Annotated in this window: 20 protein-coding genes; 10 read left to right on the top strand and 10 right to left on the bottom strand. The window is 62.7% G+C overall.

Annotated features, from left to right (window positions below; translation table 11 throughout):
- The first annotated feature begins 43 nt into the window (after nt 1-43).
- Together N4J17_RS09565 and yjgA are read left to right on the top strand one after the other, a co-directional pair.
- A complete protein-coding gene (locus N4J17_RS09565; RefSeq protein WP_232470217.1) occupies nt 44-826 on the top strand; it encodes a zinc-dependent peptidase in 783 nt (260 codons plus the stop codon).
- A 97-nt stretch (nt 827-923) separates the two neighbouring features.
- Nucleotides 924-1472, top strand: a complete 549-nt coding sequence (gene yjgA / locus N4J17_RS09560) for a ribosome biogenesis factor YjgA (protein WP_198321727.1) — start codon at nt 924-926, stop codon at nt 1470-1472.
- Nucleotide 1473: 1 nt separating this feature from the next.
- Here yjgA and N4J17_RS09555 read toward each other — a convergent pair whose 3' ends face one another.
- The 7 genes from N4J17_RS09555 to lptM form a co-directional block, all read right to left on the bottom strand.
- A complete protein-coding gene (locus N4J17_RS09555; RefSeq protein ID WP_198321728.1) occupies nt 1474-1767 on the bottom strand; it encodes a DUF4389 domain-containing protein in 294 nt (97 codons plus the stop codon).
- Between the two features lie 24 nt (nt 1768-1791).
- Nucleotides 1792-2823 (bottom strand): DUF2333 family protein, encoded by a 1032-nt coding sequence (locus tag N4J17_RS09550; RefSeq protein WP_232470218.1) that lies wholly within the window; start codon nt 2821-2823, stop codon nt 1792-1794.
- A 66-nt stretch (nt 2824-2889) separates the two neighbouring features.
- A complete protein-coding gene (gene xerC, locus N4J17_RS09545) occupies nt 2890-3804 on the bottom strand; it encodes a tyrosine recombinase XerC (RefSeq protein ID WP_198321861.1) in 915 nt (304 codons plus the stop codon).
- Between the two features lie 7 nt (nt 3805-3811).
- The gene (locus tag N4J17_RS09540) at nt 3812-4516 is read right to left on the bottom strand and encodes a DUF484 family protein (RefSeq protein ID WP_198321729.1); all 705 of its coding nucleotides are present in this window, start codon (nt 4514-4516) and stop codon (nt 3812-3814) included.
- Nucleotides 4513-5340, bottom strand: coding sequence for a diaminopimelate epimerase (gene dapF / locus N4J17_RS09535; RefSeq protein ID WP_198321730.1), 828 nt, complete (start codon nt 5338-5340; stop codon nt 4513-4515). Before dapF ends, N4J17_RS09540 begins: the two co-directional genes overlap by 4 nt.
- 8 nt (nt 5341-5348) lie before the next feature.
- On the bottom strand, nt 5349-6596 hold the full coding sequence (gene lysA, locus N4J17_RS09530) for a diaminopimelate decarboxylase (RefSeq protein ID WP_198321731.1): 1248 nt from the start codon (nt 6594-6596) through the stop codon (nt 5349-5351).
- Between the two features lie 7 nt (nt 6597-6603).
- Entirely contained in the window at nt 6604-6732 is a 129-nt protein-coding gene (lptM, locus tag N4J17_RS09525) for an LPS translocon maturation chaperone LptM (protein WP_198321732.1), read from the bottom strand.
- 93 nt (nt 6733-6825) lie between these two features.
- On the opposite strand from lptM, the gene mutY reads away from it, so the two are divergent.
- Nucleotides 6826-7887, top strand: a complete 1062-nt coding sequence (gene mutY / locus N4J17_RS09520) for an A/G-specific adenine glycosylase (RefSeq protein WP_198321733.1) — start codon at nt 6826-6828, stop codon at nt 7885-7887.
- Between the two features lie 15 nt (nt 7888-7902).
- On the top strand, nt 7903-8175 hold the full coding sequence (locus N4J17_RS09515; protein ID WP_198321734.1) for an oxidative damage protection protein: 273 nt from the start codon (nt 7903-7905) through the stop codon (nt 8173-8175).
- Between the two features lie 72 nt (nt 8176-8247).
- On the opposite strand, the gene N4J17_RS09510 is transcribed toward N4J17_RS09515, so the two are convergent.
- Nucleotides 8248-9378 (bottom strand): L,D-transpeptidase family protein, encoded by a 1131-nt coding sequence (locus tag N4J17_RS09510; RefSeq protein WP_232470219.1) that lies wholly within the window; start codon nt 9376-9378, stop codon nt 8248-8250.
- 8 nt (nt 9379-9386) lie between these two features.
- Nucleotides 9387-10325 carry a recombination-associated protein RdgC gene (gene rdgC, locus N4J17_RS09505; RefSeq protein ID WP_198321735.1) on the bottom strand — a complete coding sequence of 313 codons (939 nt, stop codon included), beginning with the start codon at nt 10323-10325 and terminating at the stop codon, nt 9387-9389.
- Between the two features lie 131 nt (nt 10326-10456).
- Between rdgC and N4J17_RS09500 the strand changes: the two genes are divergently transcribed.
- From N4J17_RS09500 to htpG, 6 genes are all read left to right on the top strand, one after another.
- On the top strand, nt 10457-12877 hold the full coding sequence (locus N4J17_RS09500; protein ID WP_232470220.1) for a Lon protease family protein: 2421 nt from the start codon (nt 10457-10459) through the stop codon (nt 12875-12877).
- 62 nt (nt 12878-12939) lie between these two features.
- Complete coding sequence (gene fdhE / locus N4J17_RS09495) at nt 12940-13791, top strand: formate dehydrogenase accessory protein FdhE (RefSeq protein WP_198321736.1); 852 nt, start codon at nt 12940-12942, stop codon at nt 13789-13791.
- 150 nt (nt 13792-13941) lie between these two features.
- Complete coding sequence (ftsH, locus tag N4J17_RS09490) at nt 13942-15855, top strand: ATP-dependent zinc metalloprotease FtsH (RefSeq protein WP_198321737.1); 1914 nt, start codon at nt 13942-13944, stop codon at nt 15853-15855.
- 401 nt (nt 15856-16256) lie between these two features.
- On the top strand, nt 16257-16409 hold the full coding sequence (locus N4J17_RS09485; RefSeq protein WP_277458176.1) for a hypothetical protein: 153 nt from the start codon (nt 16257-16259) through the stop codon (nt 16407-16409).
- 163 nt (nt 16410-16572) lie between these two features.
- Nucleotides 16573-16794: a hypothetical protein gene (locus tag N4J17_RS09480; RefSeq protein ID WP_198321738.1), complete on the top strand. Its 222-nt coding sequence runs from the start codon at nt 16573-16575 to the stop codon at nt 16792-16794.
- 111 nt (nt 16795-16905) lie between these two features.
- A complete protein-coding gene (gene htpG / locus N4J17_RS09475; protein ID WP_198321739.1) occupies nt 16906-18810 on the top strand; it encodes a molecular chaperone HtpG in 1905 nt (634 codons plus the stop codon).
- A 53-nt stretch (nt 18811-18863) separates the two neighbouring features.
- Here htpG and N4J17_RS09470 read toward each other — a convergent pair whose 3' ends face one another.
- Nucleotides 18864-20153 (bottom strand): citrate synthase, encoded by a 1290-nt coding sequence (locus tag N4J17_RS09470; protein WP_198321740.1) that lies wholly within the window; start codon nt 20151-20153, stop codon nt 18864-18866.
- Between the last annotated feature and the right edge of the window lie 263 nt (nt 20154-20416).

Raw genomic sequence — 20416 nt, 5'->3', positions numbered from 1 at the left:
GAAGCGGCGCCTCCGCACCGATGACACAGCGATAGGACAAACCTTGCCGATCTTCAAATTCTTCAAGAACCTGCGCCGACAGCGGATTTTCGACGAATTTCCGATCGACCCGGCGGCATTCCGCTCCGCCACCGGCAACGTCCCACTGCTTGAGCGCTTGCCCGAAGCGGAGCGTGAGGAGCTCCGACGCCTGGCGACCCTGTTCCTTCACGAAAAAATCTTCGAATCCTCGGGCAATCTGCCTTTGACCGAAGCCATGAAGATCCGCATCGCCGCACTGGCCTGCCTCCCTGTACTCCATCTCGATCTCGATTGGTACGCCGGCTGGCGCACAGTGTTGGTGTTTCCCGCCGAATTCGTGCGGCCACGGGAATCCATAGACGACATTGGCGTCATGCACGAATGGGAGGAAACCCTTGGCGGCGAAGCCTGGGAATTGGGTCCGGTCATCCTTTCCTGGGCCGACGTGGAAGCTTCGGGGCGGGGCGATGGCTACAACGTCGTCATCCACGAAATGGCACACAAGCTGGACATGCTGAACGGCCCGTGTGACGGTTTCCCCCCGTTGCACAGGGGCATGAAGGCCTCGGCGTGGGCGCATGATTTCACCTGCGCGTTCAACGATTTCAACGCCCGGCTGGATCGGGGGGAACACACCCTCATCGACCCTTATGCTGGTGAATCGCCCTCGGAATTCTTCGCTGTGCTGAGCGAATATTTCTTCGAACGGCCCGCCGTGGTGGACGCTGAATACCCCACCGTCTACGCCCAGATGTGCCAGTTTTACCGGACCGACCCGCTGCAGCACACCCCCGCCCTGGGTTAGGATTCATGCCGGGCAGCCTTCGGGACTCCTCTGAGCGTGCTAAACGCCTGACCCGACACTTGGCGCCCCCCTATTTCGAGCTTACGAGAAGACCTCAATGCAAGACGAACTCGACGACCTGGATGACGCAGTGGAGGAGGAAAGCTCCGGCCGCCGCCGTAACCACGCGAAAATGAAGCGCGAGAGCGCAGAGCTGTTGGAACTCGGCCGGGAACTGCTGCTGCTGCCACAGGAAGGACTGGACCGACTGGCGCTGCCCGAGCCGGTCGCAGAGGCCGTGCGGCTGGGGAGGCGCATCGACGCACATGGGGCGCTGAAACGGCAGATCAAATACATCGGCAAACTGCTGCGCCAGATCGACGCTGGACCGATCCGCGACGTCCTCGACGCCATGAAGAGTGACAGCACCGCGGCTGCCAGGCGGCAACACCTGATCGAACGATGGCGCGACCGGCTCATCGCCGAAGGCGACCAAGCCGTCGACGCGCTGATGGGGGAGTTCCCCGGTGCGGACCGCCAGTTGTTCCGGAAACTGGTCCGCGGCGCCCGCGAGGAGCGGATGCGGGCCAAGCCGCCGCGCCACGCCCGTCAACTGTTCCAGGAAATCCGCCGGCTGCTCGCAGAGGCCGAGGAATGTTCCGAGTGAGTCAGCGGCCCCGGTGGTCCGGACGATCCGCCCGTTCGCCGAAGGGGAACGGCATGGCCTCGGTCTCGTAGGTCAGGAACAACATGATGCGATAGATGTATTCGGCCAGCCGGGCGCCGCTCTGGACGGCGTTGGGATTCACGCCACCGGTGAAAAGATGACTCAGGAACTGGAAAGCGACGATGGCCCAGAACACGAATCGGACCGCCCCCAGCACCACCACAAAAAACACCATGAAGACCAGCCGGCGACCGATGCCGGTGATCGCAGGACGTTCGAAAGTCTCGTCAGACATGAGCCCCCCTTTTCGGCCCCCGGATCAGCCTTGTTGGAGCAAGTTGCGCAGATCGATCGTCGCCGCGTTGGCGCGGGCGATGTAATTGGCGAGGGTCAGTGAATAATTGGCGAAAATACCGAAGCCGTCGCCGTTCAGGATGATCGGGCTCAGGAATGGTGCCTGGCCGTCCTCCAGTTCGTGGATGATGGACTGCAGCGAGACCAGCGCGGTCTTGTTGCCGAGGATGTCGCGGAAGTCGAATTCGATGGCCTTGAGGATATGGATCGCCGCCCAACTGTAGCCCCGAGCTTCGAAGAAGATGTCGTCGACGTTCCACCAGGAGGTCTTGGTGACCGTCCCTCTTTTCTCGTCCGTGTTCATCTGGCTCATGTCGCCGGCACTCGCACTCAAGCGGTTGGACAGACTGCCCAGACGCTTTTCGAGGATTTCCAGGTACTGCCGCAGATTGTCGGCACGGGAGAAGAAACTGGCCTCGCGCTTCATCAGCCGGGCACGGTAACGCATCATCGCCTCGATGCCTTTCTGGTATTCCGATTCGGACGACGGCAACTGCCAGGAGGTATGGTCGAAATAGAAGAAAGGCTCGGCTTGGGCAAGATCTGGGTCTTCCTTGGATTGCGACTGGGCTCGGGCGATGTGGTTGCGTAGGGCCGAGGTGGCATCGCGCAACGCAGTTAGCGCCCCGTACTCCCACATCGGCATGTTGTCCTCGAAGACGCCTGGTGGGAACATATCATTGGCCAGGAATCCGCCCGGCTTGTAAAGGAGGGTTTCGCCGATGTCGATCAGCGTCGTCGCATAGGTATAACCCAGCGGCAACTCGCGTGAATTCTTGACGCCGGCATCCTGAATGGCGGAAGCGAGCACGTCGAATTCTTCCGGTTCTTCGCCCCAGTACTCAGCGATCGCCAGGAAAATTCCCAGCACCAGAACGGTCAGCATCGTCACGGTCCAGAGCAGGCCCTTCTCGCGCATGGTGCGCGGATGGTACGCGCGGAGGATGGCGCCGAAGAAAGACTTCAGCAGACCTGGACGTTTGGGTGACGCAGCCATGAGGAATCCTGTAGGGGTTGCCCGTCGTGGGAAGGCGGGATTATATCCAAAAAACCGGGGGGAGACTCAGGCTTTCCGGTGGCGGTCGCGCCGCGCACGCGGGTGGCTCTGATCATAGACGGCGGCGAGCCTCTGGAAATCGACGTGCGTGTAGATCTGCGTCGTGGCCAGCGTAGCATGGCCGAGCAGCTCTTGCACGGCCCGCAGGTCGCTGCTGGCTTCCAGCATGTGGCTGGCGAAGGAATGCCGCAACATGTGGGGATGGACTCGTTCGACCAGATTCAACTTGGCGCGCCAGCGCTCCAGCCGCATTTCCACTGTGCGCGGGGCGATGCGCCGCCCCTGCCGGCTGACAAACAGCGCCGGCCGCACCGCGCCGGTCAGAGCGCTACGTACCTCCAGCCAGGCGCCGATGGCCTCGAGTGCCCTGGCACCGACTGGCACGTAGCGCGCCTTGCCACCCTTGCCGTTACGGACGAACACGCTGCCGGCGGCGAAATCGACGTCGCCGACATCCAGCCCCACCAGTTCGCTCAGGCGCAGGCCAGAGGAATAAAACAACTCCCACATCGCCCGGTCACGGATTTCCAGCCGATCGCCGGCGGGCGCGTCGAGCAGCCCGGCGACCGCATCCACATCGAGCAGACGCGGCAGCCGACGCCTGCTCTTGGGCGGACGCACGCCGCGCGCCGGGTTGCCTTGCAACAACCGTTTTTTCAGCAGATCGTCGAAAAAACTGCGAATGGCGGAAAGACAGCGCTGAAGACTGCGGGCCGACAGCTTCCCCTGATGATGCCGGGCGCCGATGTAGGCCCTGATCCTGGCGGCGTCCACGTCCGCCCAGCCAGCGACATTCACCGACTCACAGTACTTCTGGAAAGCGCAAAGGTCCCGCCGGTAGGCTGCATGTGTGTGTCTGGACGCCCGCCGCGCCAGCCGGTCCAGATAATCGTCGAGCTGCTCGCGGGCGGCCGGCGCCATGGGGTTTTCAGCGCTCACGGTCGATCAGCGCAACGAGGCGGGCGGCGACGATCTCGCCCATCTGCACCAGAAACAGATTGCCCATTTCCGGACTGAACCGCCTGGCGTCGAGGCTGCCTATCGCCAAGAGCCCCTTGATCCCGGCATGACAGAGAGGCACCAGGGCGCACGATGCCACCTCGGGGGCATTGGCGCCGAAAAGGAACTCCAGCACGGGCTCGGGCGGAGAACCACACACCGGCTCGCAGGAGGCCAGAAGGGGTTCGAGCAGTATGCTCACGGCCGGTTCCGGCATCACGTGCAGATCACCGACCGCAGGATGGGCGACGGTGCGGAAAACCCTGACGGAGACGAAGTCGACCTGGAACCCTTCGTGCAGGCTCCATTTCAGTCCCGCCAGCATGTCATCCACCGAAGCGGCATCCAGCAGACTCAGCGTGAGCCGATGGAAACGGATGAACAGGGCGTCGTTCTCCCGGGCGATCCTGAGCAGGTCGTTCAACTGCCCCTGCTGCTTCCTGTTCTTCCCGCGCAGCAGCTCGATCTGACGCGCCACCAGGGAAACTGCTTCACCGCAGGGGTGGGGCACATGCATGGACTCCAGCAGATCGAGCTGGTCGTGGAAAAAGTCCGGATGCTTCCACAGGTAATCCGCCACCTGGGAAGCCGAAAGTTCCTCGCGCTCCGCGCGCCTGGCCTTACCGAAGTTCATGTTTCTATTCTCCCCTCGAACACGGTGACCGCCGGACCGGTCAGGTAAACCGGCGCCCCCCTTCCCTGCCAGCCAATCTGCAAGGTGCCGCCCGGCAGATCGACGCGTACGGGATCTTCCAGCGTCCCCTGCACAATGCCCACCACCGCAGCGGCGCAAGCGCCACTGCCGCAGGCGAGGGTTTCTCCCGCCCCCCTCTCGTAGACCCGCAGGCGTGCATGATGCGGACCCAGGACCTGCATGAAACCGATGTTGGCGCGTTCGGGAAAGATCCCGTGCCGCTCCAGCGCAGCTCCAATTCGCGTCACCGGCGCCTCGTCCACATCGGCTACCGTGATCACCGCGTGGGGGTTGCCCACGGAGACGGCGCCGAACAGCCAGTCCACGCCCTCGATGCTCACCTTGTAGGCCGACCGCTCTTGATCCGCCAGCAGCGGGACCTCGGCAGGCGCGTGGCGCGGCACCCCCATTTCGACCTTGACTTCACCGCTTGCCTCAATCCACAGAACCATGCGGCCGGCTGCGGTCTCCACCCGGATTTCGTCGCGGTCGATGAGCCCCTTCTCACGCACGAAGCGGGCAAAGCAGCGCGCGCCGTTGCCGCATTGCGCGACCTCACCGCCGTCGGCATTGAAAATCCGATAGCGGAAATCCACCTCCTCCGATATCGGCGGCTCCACCAGCAGAATCTGGTCGCAGCCTACACCGTAATGCCGGTCGGCCAGCCGGCGCAATCCCGCCGGATCCGGATTCACCGTCTGATGAATGGCATCGATCACGACGAAGTCGTTGCCCAGCCCCTGCATTTTGGTGAAACGTAGCATGGCCATCCCTACGGCAGCAGCCGCTCAGCAGCGAAGAGTTGAGCCACGCTCTCCCGCTCCCGGATCAGGTGCATGGCGCTGCCATCCACCAGGATTTCGGCCGGCCGTGGCCTGGAGTTGTAATTCGAACTCATGCTGAAGCCGTAGGCACCGGCGGAGCGCACCGCCAGCAGGTCGCCTGGGACCAGTGCCAACTCGCGCGACTTGCCCAGGAAATCGCCGGTTTCGCAGACCGGTCCGACGATGTCGTAGCTGTACGATTCCACATCGTTACGTGGCGCGACCGCGACGATCTCCTGCCAGGCACCATACAGCGCCGGGCGCAGCAGGTCGTTCATTGCCGCATCGACGATCGCGAAACGCTTGGTCTGATTGGCTTTGAGATATTCCACCCGGGTCAGCAAGATGCCGGCGTTACCGGCGACCGCACGGCCCGGCTCGATCAGGATTTCAAAATCGTGGCGACCGAGCCGGGAGAACAAATGTTCGGCGTATTCCGTCGGATGCGGCGGATCCTCGTCGCGGTAACGGATACCCAGGCCGCCGCCGAGGTCCAGGTGACGGATCGCGATGCCTTCGCTGCGCAACTGAGCGACCAGCGCCAGCACCCGGTCCAGCGCGTCGATGAACGGCATGGAACTGGTAAGCTGCGAACCGATGTGGCAGTCGATGCCGACGACTTCCAGGTTGGGCATCCGCGCTGCACGGCGGTACTGCGCAAGCGCCTCTTCCACTTCGATGCCGAACTTGTTCTCGCGCAGACCGGTCGAGATGTAGGGGTGAGTGCCGGCATCGACGTCCGGATTCACTCGCAGAGACACCGGCGCCTTGACGCCGCGCTCGCCGGCCAGCCGGTCGAGCCGGTCGAGCTCTTCGGCCACCTCGACATTGAAGCAGCGGATACCGGTATCCAAGGCACGCGCCAACTCGTCCTCACGCTTGCCGACACCGGAGAAAACCACCCTGGAAGGATCGCCACCCGCCGCCAGCACCCGCTCCAGCTCGCCCGCCGAGACAATGTCGAAGCCCGACCCCAGCCGCGCCAGGAGATTCAGGACGGCAATATTGGAGTTGGCCTTGACGGCATAGCAGACCAGATGCGGGCAGCTGCCCAGTGCATCATCGAAGGCATGCCAGTGCCGCTCCAAGGTGGCGCGGGAGTAGACGTAGCAGGGCGTGCCATGACGTTCGGCAATGGCGGACAGCGGCACCTCCTCGGCATGGAGGACGCCGTCGCGATAATTGAAATGATCCATGGAACCTTCAGGACTTCTGCTTTTCGGCCCGCGCCGGCTCGCGGTCGGGGAGATACAGCGGACCTTTCTGCCCACAGGCGCCCAATAGCAAAGTCAGCGCCACGGTCAGCCAGAGGGCGGGATGATTCTTGCTCATACCGGGTGGTCCTGCGGAAATTGGGGAAACGGGCTTGAAAGACTTCATTTAAGGCCGGCATTCTAATGCAAACACTGCTCCCTGTAACGATTCGTGTCCCTTCTACTGCTCTCCGCCTTCCAGCAGGCCGTGCTCGACTGGTTCGATCTGCACGGCCGCCACGATCTGCCCTGGCAGCGGCCCCGCACGCCCTATCGGGTATGGATATCCGAGGTCATGCTGCAACAGACCCAGGTCGCCACAGCCATCGGCTATTTCGAGCGGTTCATGCAGCGGTTCCCCCGTCTTGCGGTTCTGGCCGCAGCAGACGTCGAGGAGGTCCTGGCGCTATGGTCCGGTCTGGGCTACTACGGTCGCGCCCGCAATCTCCACCGCACCGCCCGGATCGTCGCCGAGCATCATGCCGGCGAACTGCCAGCCGATCTCGCGGGGCTGACGGTGCTGCCAGGTATCGGCCGTTCTACGGCCGGCGCGATCCTGAGCCTGGGATTCGATCGCCGGGCGGCGATCCTCGACGGGAACGTCCGCCGGGTGCTGGCACGCCACCATGGCGTCGGAGGCTGGCCGGGCACAGCGAAAGTGGAAAAAGAATTGTGGCGGCTGAGTGAAGAACTGACACCTTCAACGCGGTGCGCGGACTACAACCAGGCGATGATGGACCTGGGCGCGACGGTGTGCACGCGGCGCGCACCGGATTGCACAGCCTGCCCGCTGGCCGGAGCCTGCATCGCCCGGCGGGAAGGCCGGCAGACCGAACTGCCGGTGCCCCGCCGGGCCGGCCCGACGCCGGTGCGCTCGACCTATATGCTGCTGATGGTCGATCCCGATAGGGGGGTGATGCTGCAAAAACGCCCGCCCGCCGGGATCTGGGCGGGCCTGTGGGCTTTTCCGGAGTTCGCCGACCTGGACGAAATGAGCACCTGGTGTGCGCTACACAGCATTCACCCCGGCCGGATTGAGCCCCTGCCGCGGCGCCGTCATACTTTCAGTCATTTTCATCTGGACTATACGCCGGTCGTCGTTCACTGCGGTGCGCGCCGCACCGGCGTCGAAGAAGGGGCGCAAGGTCTTTGGCACCCCGTAGGCGCCGAGATCGGATTCGGCGTCCCGGCTCCGGTTCGCCAACTGCTGCACGAACTCGAACGACTCATCTGAACACTGGAGAACACCATGGCAAGACGAATCATTTGCGCGAAACTCGGCATCGAAGCCGAAGGGTTGGATGCCCCGCCGTTTCCCGGACCCCAGGGTCAGCGCATCTTCGAGCACGTGTCCAAAGAAGCCTGGCAGGACTGGCTCAAGCTGCAAACCATGCTGATCAACGAACACCGACTGACGCCATTCGAAGCCAGCGCCCGGAAGTTTCTGGAACAGGAGAGGGAGAAATTCCTGTTCGGTGGAGGCACTGCCACACCCGAAGGCTATGTGCCGCCCAGGTCCTGACGCTTTTTCGATACGACAGGCATGAAAAGGGCCGTCGGAAGACGGCCCTTAATAGCCGCTGAACGAAACCGTTCAGAAAAGGCTTTCGGTCGACGGACGTTCCTCGGCGCCGTAAGAGCTGGCGGGACCGCCCACGGCTGGTGCTTCGATCGGGGTTTCGTAGCGCGGCGCCGCCGGCTCCTGCCCGATCTGGCCGCTTTCCGGTGCCGCTTCGCCGGGCGGTAAATAAGGCGCTGCGGCCTCGAGCGGCGCGGCTGCCGACAGGCTTATCACGGTGGGAATGCCGGTGGGCTCCTCGACGGCCTTCTTCAACGCTGCCTCGTCGATGGTGACGGAATGGGTCGCAGCTTCCTTCTGAATCAGGTTCACCGCTTTGGCCATGAGGTCGGCTGAGCTCAGGCGGTCCTCGTCCAGCGATTCACTCACTTCGATGTAGAGTGTATCACCCTGCCAGCCCAGCTTGACCGGCTGGTTCACGAGGTTGACCGGCGTTCCGACGGCAACCTCGGGAAACAGCCGGGCGACGTCTTCGGGGTACATGCGGATACAGCCGTGGGTCACCCGCATGCCAATGCCGTAGGACTTGTCCTGGTCGGTCCCGTGGATGAGATACCCGGGCACGCCCAGGCGCATGGCGAACTGGCCGAGGGGGTTGTTGGGGCCGGCCGGGACGACGTCGGGCAGGATTTCGCCGTTCTTGGCATGTTCGGCCTTGATCGAGGCGGGCGGACGCCACACGGGGTCCTTGACCTTGGCCACCACTTTGGTCATGCCCAGCGGGGAGCGCCAGTCCATCCGGCCGATGCTGATGGGATAGGTCACGACTTTGGTCGGCTTGGCGCCCTTGCCCGCGCTGGGATAGAAATACAAGCGCATTTCGGGGATGTTGACGACGATGCCGTTACGCGGCGCATTGGGCAGAATGAACTGCCGCGGCACCGTGACCTGGGTGCCCGCGCCCGGCAGCCAGCGGTCGACCTTGGGATTGGCCATCACGATCTCGTCCTGGCCCACGCTGTATTCCCGCGCGATGTCGATCAAGGTGTCCTCCTGCCTGGCCGCCACGTATTTGATCTGGCCAACCAAGTCCGAGCCGTCGGCCGGCAGCGGTAACACCTCCGCGCACACCGTGGAAAACAACAGTCCTCCCAGGACAATCGCAGCACAACGCTGCGCCGACAGGGTCATCCGATTCGCACTCATGCGCACTCTCAGCTTTTGTTGTTGTCCGCCATCACAGAACGTTGGACGGCTTCGCCACCGAAGAGTTCGACGAGGCGCGCCAGAAATTGTGACAGCTCCAGCGTCATGATGGCAAAGTCCGCATCGAAACGCTCGATTTCGTCCGCAGTGTCGATTTCCGCGGCCTGCTCCTGGATCACATCCAGGAAACGCAGCTTCTTGACTCCCAGCACATCGTCCAGGGTGCAGTTCAGGCGGTCGTTCCAGCTCACCGCCAGGCGCACGACTTCCTTGCCCGCATCGATGTGGTTGCGGATTTCCGGCGCCGACAGGTCCTGGCGGCGGCAGCGGACGATAGCGCCCTCCTCGTCCGGCGAGCGCAGCTCGCATTCGTCCTCTATGACCACATCCGGCGGCGGGTCCTGTTCCAGCAACCAGGCGGTCATCACCGCTGGCGGACGGCTTTGAGTCGCGAGCGGCGCCACCGGCAGGGAGCCGAGGGTCTGCCGCAGCAGGCTGACCAGTTCCTCCGCCTTCTTGGCGCTGGCGCTGTCCACCACCAGCCATCCGCCGCGCGGATCGACATAAGCGTAGGTCCGGCGCGTATGGCTGAACGCACGGGGCAGCAGGCTGTTGAACACCTCGTCGCGCAGGTCGCGGCGCTCCTTACGCCCGACCGGCGTCCCGCGCCGCGCTTCGATCTCCTCGGCCCGCTCCTCCAGCGCTTCGTTCACCACCGAGGCCGGAAGGATTTTTTCTTCTTTGAGCAAAGAGATCATCAGGTAGCCATTGGCGGCATGCACCAAGGGCAGATCGTCACGGCGCAGTGGCGGATGCCAGCCGGCGGCGGCCAGCTCCATGCTGCCGCAGGGTGCGAAGCGGCGAGCCCCGAGGGCTTCTTCGAGTTGTTCCGCCGTAAGAGTGAAGGCTTCGGTGAATCGGTAGAGGACGAGGTTTTTGAACCACATGGCCAATCGTTCAAAAAGTACTGGATTATCGGCGCAATCGGACCGGCTGTCACGGACGAGGCACCCGATTGCAGCCGCATCTGGTTTAGCGGATCATGAGCCCTCCTGCAGTTCGTCGACGACAAGGAATCATGAACGGCCATCTCGCTGCGCTCCCCCCCGACCGTCTCCATACTCCCTGCGATCCCACCCGCTTCTGGTTCGAAACCACCGCCGAACTGGCGGATACCGATATCATCATCGGCCAGCCCCGTGCCCTGGAAGCCATCCAACTGGGCCTCAAAGTCGCTCAGAAAGGGTTCAACGTGTTCGTGCTGGGACCGCCCGGCAGCGGCAAACTGACCGCGGCGCGCGAACTCGCAGAACGCATCGCCGCCAGTCAGCCGCCGCCGAGCGACTGGTGCTATGTCAACAATTTCGCCAATCCCGCCCAGCCCAAGGCGCTTCGCCTGCCGGCCGGCTGGGGTCGGCACCTGGCGCACGACATGGAAGTGGTGGTCGAGGATCTGGTTTCCGCCCTTCCCGCGGCCTTCGAGGGCGAGGAATACCGCAGCCGTGCCGAAAAGATCGAGCAGCAGGCGCGCGAGCGCGAGGCCGAGGCGATCAACCGACTACGGGCGGAAGCCTTGCGGAGCCGCATCGCGCTGATTGAGACCCCGACCGGTTTCGCCTTCGCCCCGATGCAGCGGGACCAGGACGAGATCATCAGCCCGGAACAGTTCCAGAACCTGTCGGATCAGGAACGCCAGGCCATCGAAGCCACCGTCGCTGACCTGCAGCAGCAACTGCAGAAAATCCTCCGCCAGTTTCCGGCCTGGCGCAAAGAGGCACGCAATAGGCTCAAAGCGCTCAACCGGGAGATTGCCGAATTCACCGTCTCCCATCAGTTCGCCGACCTCAAGGCGCGCTATGCCAGCCTGCCAGGCGTGATCGACTATCTGAACCTGGCCCAGGCCGATATCATCGAACACACTGAGTCGTTTCTCCCCAAGGCCGAAGGCGTCATCAGCCTGTTTGAAGGACCACAGAAAGCACCGGCGCAGCGCTACCGGATCAACCTGGTGGTCGATCACAGCGAACTCACCGCCGCACCCGTCGTCCAGGAGGATCTGCCCACCCATGGCAACCTGATCGGCCGGATCGAGCACCAGGCCCACATGGGGGCGCTGGTAACCGATTTCACCATGATCCGGCCGGGCGCCCTGCACAAAGCCAATGGTGGCTATCTCCTACTCGATGCGCGCAAGCTGCTGAGCCAGCCGTTCGCTTGGGAGACGCTCAAGCGCGCCCTGCACGCCGGCGAGATCCGCATCGAATCCCTGGAACGCAGCCTCAGTCTCATCAGTACGACCAGCCTGGAACCGGAGCCGATCCCGCTGGATCTCAAGGTCATCCTGTTCGGGGAGCGCCTGCTGTATTTCCTGCTGGACATCTACGATCCGGAATTCCGCGAGTTTTTCAAGATCGCCGCCGACTTCGAGGACGACCTGCCGCGCGACGCGGACGCGATCGACCTGTATGCGCGGATGGTCGCCACCCTCGCCCGCCGCGAGAAACTGCGGCCGCTGCACCGGGAGGCCGTGGCGCGCATCGTCGAGCATGCTTCGCGGCGGACCGGCGACAGCGAAAAGCTGAGCGCGCATCTGCGCAGTCTGGCCGACCTGATGAAAGAGGCCGATTTCTATGCAGGCAGCGAAGGACGCAGCCTCATCACGGCGGCCGACATCGAACACGCCATCGACCGCCAGATCTATCGCTCCGACCGCCTCCGCAGCCGGGTCCAGGAAGCGATACGGCGAGGACTGATATTCGTCGACACCGAAGGCGCCGTAGCCGGCCAGATCAACGGCCTCTCCGTGATCCAGCTCGACGATTTCTCCTTTGGCCAACCCTCACGGATCACCGCCACCACCCGCCCCGGCACTGGCCGCATCCTCGACATCGAGAAAGAAACCGAGCTCGGCGGCGCCCTGCACAGCAAGGGTGTACTGATCCTCGGCAATTTCCTGGCCTCGCGCTATTCTGGCGCCCAGGGCTTCTCGGTTGCAGCCAGCCTGGTGTTCGAGCAGTCCTACGGCGGCGTGGACGGCGACAGCGCATCGCTGGCCGAGCTGTGCGCCGTACTGTCGTCGATCGCCGAAGTGCCCATCCGGCAGAATCTGGCCGTGACCGGCTCGGTTGACCAGCACGGCCGGGTGCAGCCCATCGGCGGCGTGAACGAGAAGATCGAAGGCTTCTTCGACATTTGCGCAGCGCGCAGCCTGACTGGCAACCACGGCGTGATCATCCCGGCCGCCAACGTGGTGCACCTGATGCTGCGGCAGGACGTGGTGCAGGCCGCCGCCGAAGGGAAATTCCACGTCTATGCCGTGTCCGAGGTCGACGAGGCGCTGGAGCTCCTCACTGGCGTCCCGATCGGCCGGCGTGACGAGGCCGGCGTGTTTCCGGAAGGCTCGCTGAACCGGAAGGTGGAAGAACGGCTCAAGGCATTCGCCGCGGTGCAGCGCAGCCTGCAGAAAAATGCCGAAGAACCGGGTGGGGAGAAACACTGACCGGAACGGTCGGACGACATCCGGCCGTGGGCGTATCGAATCACCCCCACACCTCACATCCCATGAAAAGCCAGCCGTCCGCCACCAGCGGCACCGAAATCCCCACCGTCCGCCTCCCTACCACCGACAGGCCGTTCGACCATCGTGCGGCCCGCTTCCGCCTGTTGGCACGGGTATCTTCCCCGCTGGCTGGCTATCTCGACCTCATGGCCGAGCTGGCCGACATCCAGGCCGGCGTCTGGGACAACGTGGCCGCAGCGCTGCCGATGACTATATCCCGGCTGCCGGAAAGTCCTGGCTGGCGGACAACGCTGAGGTCGATCGCCGACCGGCTGAGCCCGGGAAAAGCCGAGCTCGCATCATTGCTGGACCGCCTCCGGCGAGCAGCGGACGACGAACTGGCAGCATGGGGCGGCCGGGTTCTGGCAGGCGATTTCGACCACACCGATACCGGGATCGTCCCACTCGTGGCCGCTGCCCTGCAGGTCCACATGACTTCGCTCGCAGCACGTCTGCCAAGAGAAGATATCGGCCTGCCCCAGACAGGCTCTGTATGCCCGGTCTGCGGCACGCTGCCGGTCGCGTCTCTCCTGCAAACGGGCGGGGCGGTCCACGGTCTGCGCTACTTGGTGTGCGGCCTCTGTGGCTGCGAATGGCACCGGCCGCGCATTCTCTGCGTCCATTGTGGCTCGGGCCGGGACGTGGCGTATTTCACAATCGAGGCCGGGAACGCTGCAGTGAAGGCGGAAGGCTGCAGCGCCTGCTGGACCTACCTGAAGATCATGGATCGCAACAAGGACCCCGGTGTCGATCCCTTCGCCGACGACATCGCCAGCCTGGCCCTGGATCTCCTCATGGCCGAAGGGGGTTATCGGCGGCTGGGAATCAATCCGCTGCTGGTGCCGCGCGGCTGATTAAGCAGGAACCCATCTGGAAACGACTGCGGAGGAAAAAACCATGGCAAGGAAGGCCATTCCATGCAGCAATCCGGCCCCACAAGCACTAGAATCTCCCCAGCGGAACCCACTGTCCCACACCTCATGCAGCCTTAACCGGAGACACCCATGGTCAAACACTCCCAGCATTCCGCCCCGCCCCGCAAGCTGTTCGACACCTTGAGCGATCTCTGGCAGCGGGCGAAAAGCGAAGCCGGCCTCTCGGGCGAAGGGCCCGATGGCACCCGCCGCCGCAACAACCTGATCCTGTATCTACTGCTGGTACTGTCGACTCTGTACTTGCTGAATGGGTACCAGACCCTCCGTAACGAGGAAATTCCTTACAGCGAGTTCCTGAAGGCGGTGTCCGAAGGCAGGGTGGAACAGGCCGTGGTCACCGAGCAGGCCATTTCGGGCACCCTCAAGCCCGAAGCCGAAGGCGAATCAGCCAGACCCTTCATCACTGTGCCACTGTGGAACCACGAACTCGCCGCGGAACTGGAAAAAAACGGCGTGAAATACACGGTCCGCTATGGCAGCAACTGGTTCAGCAGCTTGATCTTCAACTGGGTGATCCCCATCGCCCTGCTGACCCTGTTCTGGACCTGGATGGCGCGGCGCATGACCGGGGGGCGTGGGTTCCTGAGCATCGGCAAGAAAACCAGAATCCAGGCCGACACCGCTGCCAAAGTCACATTCGATGATGTGGCCGGGGCCGAAGAAGCCAAGCAAGAGCTGCGGGAAACCATCGAGTTCCTGCAGAACCCCACCCGGATCCAGAGCCTCGGGGGGCGCATGCCTAAGGGCGTGCTGCTGGTCGGGCCGCCCGGCACCGGCAAGACGCTGCTGGCCCGCGCCGTCGCCGGCGAAGCCGGGGTCCCGTTCTTCAACATCAGCGGTTCAGAGTTCATCGAGCTTTTCGTGGGGGTTGGCGCCGCACGGGTTCGCGACCTGTTCGAACAGGCCCGCCAGAACGCCCCTTGCATCATCTTCATCGACGAGCTGGACGCCATCGGCAGATCCCGTGGCGGTCCGGTGGTGATGGGCGGTCATGACGAACGCGAGCAAACCCTCAATCAGCTGCTGACTGAAATGGACGGCTTCGATCCCTCGGTCGGCGTCGCCGTGATGGCCGCCACCAACCGCCCGGAAATCCTGGACAAGGCCCTGCTCCGCTCCGGCCGTTTCGACCGCCAGATCGTGGTGGACAAACCTGGACTGGAGGATCGGGTCGCCATTCTCAAACTCCATACCCGCAACATGAAACTGGCGGCGGACGTCGATCTGCGGGTGGTCGCCCAGCGCACACCCGGCTTTGTCGGCGCCGATCTGGCGAACGCCGCCAATGAAGCCGCCATCATCGCTGTGCGCGCAAACAAGTCCGCCATCGGCATGGCGGACTTCGAGGCCGCCATCGACCGTATCCTGGCGGGCCCGGAGAAGAAAAGCCGGCTGCTCAGCGATGCCGAGAAGCACCGCGTGGCCGTGCACGAATCCGGCCATGCCCTGGTCGCCGAGATCGTGCCGACTGGCGAACCCGTGCACAAGGTGTCGATCATTCCCCGCGGGGCGGCGGCCTTGGGCTTCACCCTGCAGTTGCCGGTCGAAGAGAAATTCCTGTCGACTGAACAGGAACTGAAGGACCAGATCGCCATCCTGCTGGGCGGCCGCACCGCCGAGGAGCTGGTGTTCGGCGAATCCTCCAGCGGCGCCCAGAACGACCTGGAAAAGGCCTCCGAGATTGCCCGTACCATGGTCTGCAGGCTCGGGATGAGCAAATCACTCGGCCCCCTTACCTACGGCCGCCGCCAACAGCTCGCCTACCTCAACGTCGAGGGTACAGAAGAACGCAACTTCAGTGAGGAAACGGCACGACTGATCGACAACGAGGTACGGGAACTGGTCGAAGAAGGTTTAGAGCGCGTGCGCGAAATCCTCACCCAGCGCCGCGCCACGCTGGACAAGCTCGCCACCCTGCTCCGGGAAAAGGAAGTCGTGAGCGGCGAGGAGGTCAAAGCGGTGATCCGCGAAGCGGCATCCTAGCTCGTGAGAACAAGGCCGCCGGGTGGCTGCGCCGGAATTGCTGACTCCATGGGCGGACTTCCTGCTCTGCGTCGCGGGAAGCCGGCTCTCCCGCGACGGCGATGTGATCGCAGAGAGGCCGGCCTCTCAGGCAGCTGGATCGGCCTCATCCTGGTGGGGAGGGCGACTTCGTTGCCGGAACTGAATCACCGGTATCAGCGCCGTAACCGCTGCCAGGACGCCGCACGTCGCAGCGGGCGACGTGCTGGGGAGCTGCCGTATTCAACCTTGCCATCCTCGCCGCCCTGGATTTCCTGTATCGGCACGAATCGGTCTACCGCCGCACCAGCCAGGGCCATCTGCTCTCGTCGGGCTTTAGCATCATCCTGCTCGGCCTGCTGTACCTGTTCTCGATGCGGGCCGTGTTCCTTTATGAGCGGGAGCAAACGGCGGCCTTCACCGAAGGCATGACCGAACGATATCCTGACATCCGCCTGTACCGGGTGGTGACATGGTATCTCGGGGCCGCCGCCGTAGTCGTCGCGCGGGTGTCTGGCTGCCTTCCATCGGCATGACGCTGGCCGAAACCATGGGCTGGAACGAGAGCTTCGTCGGCACCCTCTTCGTCGCGACCGCCACTTCGATGCCGGAGGCAAAGACGTCGCCACAATTTGCTCCCAAGGGTGACGGGGATGTCCCGTCGGGTTTCGCAAAAAATGACGACGCTCCAGCTTTACCATGCCCGGTCTCCAGCGCGTGGTGGGCGGGATCGACGTGTACGACCCGAAATTCAACATCGTTTCACCGGGTGCCGACAGCGACAGGCACCTGACACACCTGCACCCAGAAATCGAAGCGCTGTGCGCTGCCCCCAAACCGGTCAATCTCCGGACAGCGGGAAAAGCTTCCAGCGGATTGGAGCTCGAGCCGTTCGAAGACTTGGAAGGGACGGGGTGCTGACTCACGCGGGGTCGGCGAACGACCGGCGGTATTGAAATCCTGATCGGACGCCTCCATTTCGGTGAGCGCAAAAACTCCTATCCCTATTTCCGCAAAAGGAAGCACATCGCCATGACCGAAGCCGAAAACCGCGTAACTTTGGGCTTCGAAGCAGAAGTCAAACAACTGCTTCACCTCATGATCCACTCCCTGTACGGCAACAAGGAAATTTTTCTGCGCGAGTTGATTTCCAACGCCTCCGACGCCGCCGACAAGCTGCGCTTCAGTGCGCTGGGCAACGATGCGCTGTACGAAGGCGACAGCCGTCTGCGGGTGCGGATCGAGTTCGATAAAGCCGCCCGCACGGTAAGCATCAGCGATAACGGTATCGGTATGACGCGCGAGGAAGTGCAGCACAACATCGGCACCATCGCCCGTTCCGGCACCCGGCATTTCTTCGAATCGCTGACCGGCGATGAAGCCAAGGACAGCCAGCTGATCGGCCAGTTCGGCGTGGGCTTCTATTCCGCATTCATCGTGGCCGACAGAGTAGTACTGGAAACCCGCAAGGCCGGCGTCCCGGCCGAGGAAGGCGTGCGTTGGGAATCGTCCGGCGAAGGCAGTTACACCCTGGAGACCCTGACGCGACCTGAACGCGGCACCCGCGTGACCCTGCACCTGCGCGAAGGCGAGGACGAGTTCCTCGACGGTTGGAAACTCCGTGCCATCGTCCGCAAGTTCTCCGACCACATCTCTCTGCCCATCGAGATGAAACGGGAAAACGGCGAGCCGAAGGAAGGCGAGGAAGCGCCGGCCGAGGTCTGGGAAACGGTCAACAGCGCCTCCGCCCTATGGGCCAAGAACCGCGACGAAATCACCGACGAAGCCTACAACGAGTTCTACAAGCACGTCTCGCATGACTTCCAAGAGCCGCTGGCCCGCGTCCACAGCCGGGTCGAGGGCACCAACGAGTATACCCTGCTGCTCTACATCCCCAAGCACGCGCCGTTCGACCTGTGGGACCGCGATTCCAAACGCGGGGTCAAGCTGTACATCCGTAAAGTCTTCATCATGGAAGATTCGGACAAGCTGATGCCGCGTTACCTGCGCTTCGTCCGCGGCGTGATCGATTCCGACAGCCTGCCGCTCAACGTTTCGCGTGAAATCCTCCAGGAAAACAAGCAACTGGAGAAAATCCGCGGCGGTGCGGTAAAAAAGGTGCTGGGGCTCCTGGAAGACTTGGCGAACAACGAGCCTGAAAAGTACCAAGCGTTCTGGAAGGAATTCGGTCAGGTGCTGAAGGAGGGCCTGATCGAAGACTTCGCCAACAAAGACCGCCTCGCCAAGTTGCTGCGCTTCAGTTCCACCCACACGGACAGTGAGGAGCAGACCGTCACCCTGGACGAATACATCTCCCGCATGAAGGAAGGCCAGGACAAGATTTATTTCGTCTCGGCCGAGAGCTTCGGCGCCGCCAAGAATAGCCCGCACCTGGAAATCTTCCGAAAAAAGGGCATCGAGGTGCTACTGCTGAGCGACCGCATCGACGAATGGCTGGTCAGCTACCTCACCGAGTATGAAGGCAAACCGCTGCAATCGGTGGCGCGGGGCGACCTGGATCTCGGCAAGCTGGAAGGCGAGGAAGAAAAAGCCGAAGCCGCCGCCGAGAAGGAAGCATTCGCGCCGCTGGCCGAACGGCTGAAAAAGGCATTGGACACCAAGGTGAGCGACGTCCGCCTCAGCCATCGCCTCACCGATTCACCGGCCTGTCTGATTTCCGAATCCTACGGTATGAGCCGGACCATGGAGCGGATCATGAAATCCGCGGGCCAGAACATTCCTGGCAGCAAGCCAATCCTGGAGATCAATCCCCATCACGGCCTGATCGCGCGCCTGAACACGGAAGCCGACGAAACGCGTTTCCAGGACCTCGCCTCGCTGCTGTTCGACCAGGCCGTGCTGGCCGAGGGTGGCCAGCTCGACGACCCGGCAGCATTCGTGCACAAGCTGAACGGTCTGTTGCAAAGCCTGCTCTGAAATCCTGTCCTGCCCCGCCCCAGCGGCGAATGCCAAAGGAGCGGGGCTCCTTTTCAGCGCTGGGCGATGGGCACGTAGGAACGTTGTCTTTCGCCGATATAGATCTGACGCGGACGGGCGATCCGCATACCCGGATCCTCCAACATCTCCTTCCAGTGCGCGATCCATCCCGGCAGCCGGCCGAGCGCGAACATTACCGTGAACATGTTGGTCGGGATTTTCAACGCCCGGTAGATGATGCCGGAATAGAAATCGACGTTCGGATAGAGCTTACGCTCGATGAAATAGGGATCGGTCAACGCCACATCCTCCAGCCCCTTGGCGATTTCCAGGATCGGATCGTCTATGCCCAAATAATTGAGCACTTCGTCGCAATATTTCTTGAGTATCTGGGCACGGGGATCGTAGCTCTTGTAAACCCGATGGCCGAAGCCCATCAGCCGGTAGGGGTCGTTCTTGTCCTTGGCCCGTTCGATGAACTTCTTGTAGCAGCCGCCGGCCCGGTGGATTTCCTCCAGCATTTCGATGACAGCCTGGTTGGCTCCCCCATGGAGCGGCCCCCACAGCGCGCAGATGCCGGCGGAAATCGCCGCGAACAGGTTGGCCTTGGATGACCCCACCATGCGTACCGTGGAGGTCGAACAGTTCTGTTCATGATCGGCATGGAGGATGAACAGCACGTCCAGCACCTTGCGGATCAGCTCGTCCGGTACATAACCCCGCATCGGCCGGGTGAACATCATATGCAGGAAGTTGGAGATGTAGTCCAGCTCGGGTCGGGTATAGACGAATGCCTCGCCCACCGAACGCTTGTAAGCAAAGGCGGCCAGCACCCGGACCTTGGACAGGAGCCTCGAAATGGTTTCGTCACGCTCGTCGATGGTCTGGTCCGGTTTCAGCAACTCGGGGTGATAGACCGAGAGCGAGCAGACCATGGAGGAGAGGATCGCCATGGGGTGGGCATGACCGGGATACGAGGTGAAGAAGCTTTTCATGTCCTCGTGGATCAGCGAGTGATGGTGAATCTTCTCCTTGAACCTCGCATACTGCTCCACCGTCGGCAACTGGCCGTAAATCAAGAGGTAGCTTACCTCGACGAAAGTCGACTTTTCGCACAGCTCGGCGATGTCGATGCCGCGGTAGCGCAAGATGCCTTTCTCACCATCGATGTAGGTGATGGCCGACAGGCAAGAGCCGGTATTGCCGTAGCCGGGATCGAGCGTGATATAGCCAGTCTGGGCCCGCAGCTTGGTGATGTCGATGGCCTTCTCACCCTCGGTGCCCTCGATCACCGGGATTTCCACGACCCCTTCGTTCAGTTCAAGTTTGGCAAAATTCGACATAAAGAATCCATGTTAGGGGACAGCAAATCAAACTCTGTTGTCGGCAACCGGCTCCCGAAAACCACCTTTGGCTGCTTCGCAGACCGGTGCCGCACACCATGCAATGAATGCATCTTGTCCTGAAACCGAACACACTTGGCATGATCTTAACATTCCTTTTGCATGCGCTGGACATCATCGGTTAGGGTTACAGAACCGTGGTTTGTCCTCAAGGGCTGACCCAAGCCGGCCCCGTGCGCTTGCTGGAACACGTGGAACGATGA

The sequence above is a fragment of the Methylococcus capsulatus genome (assembly GCF_036864975.1).
GTDB lineage: Bacteria > Pseudomonadota > Gammaproteobacteria > Methylococcales > Methylococcaceae > Methylococcus.
Note: the sequence above shows the minus strand (reverse complement) of the source record. Positions and strands in the feature narration are given on the sequence as shown.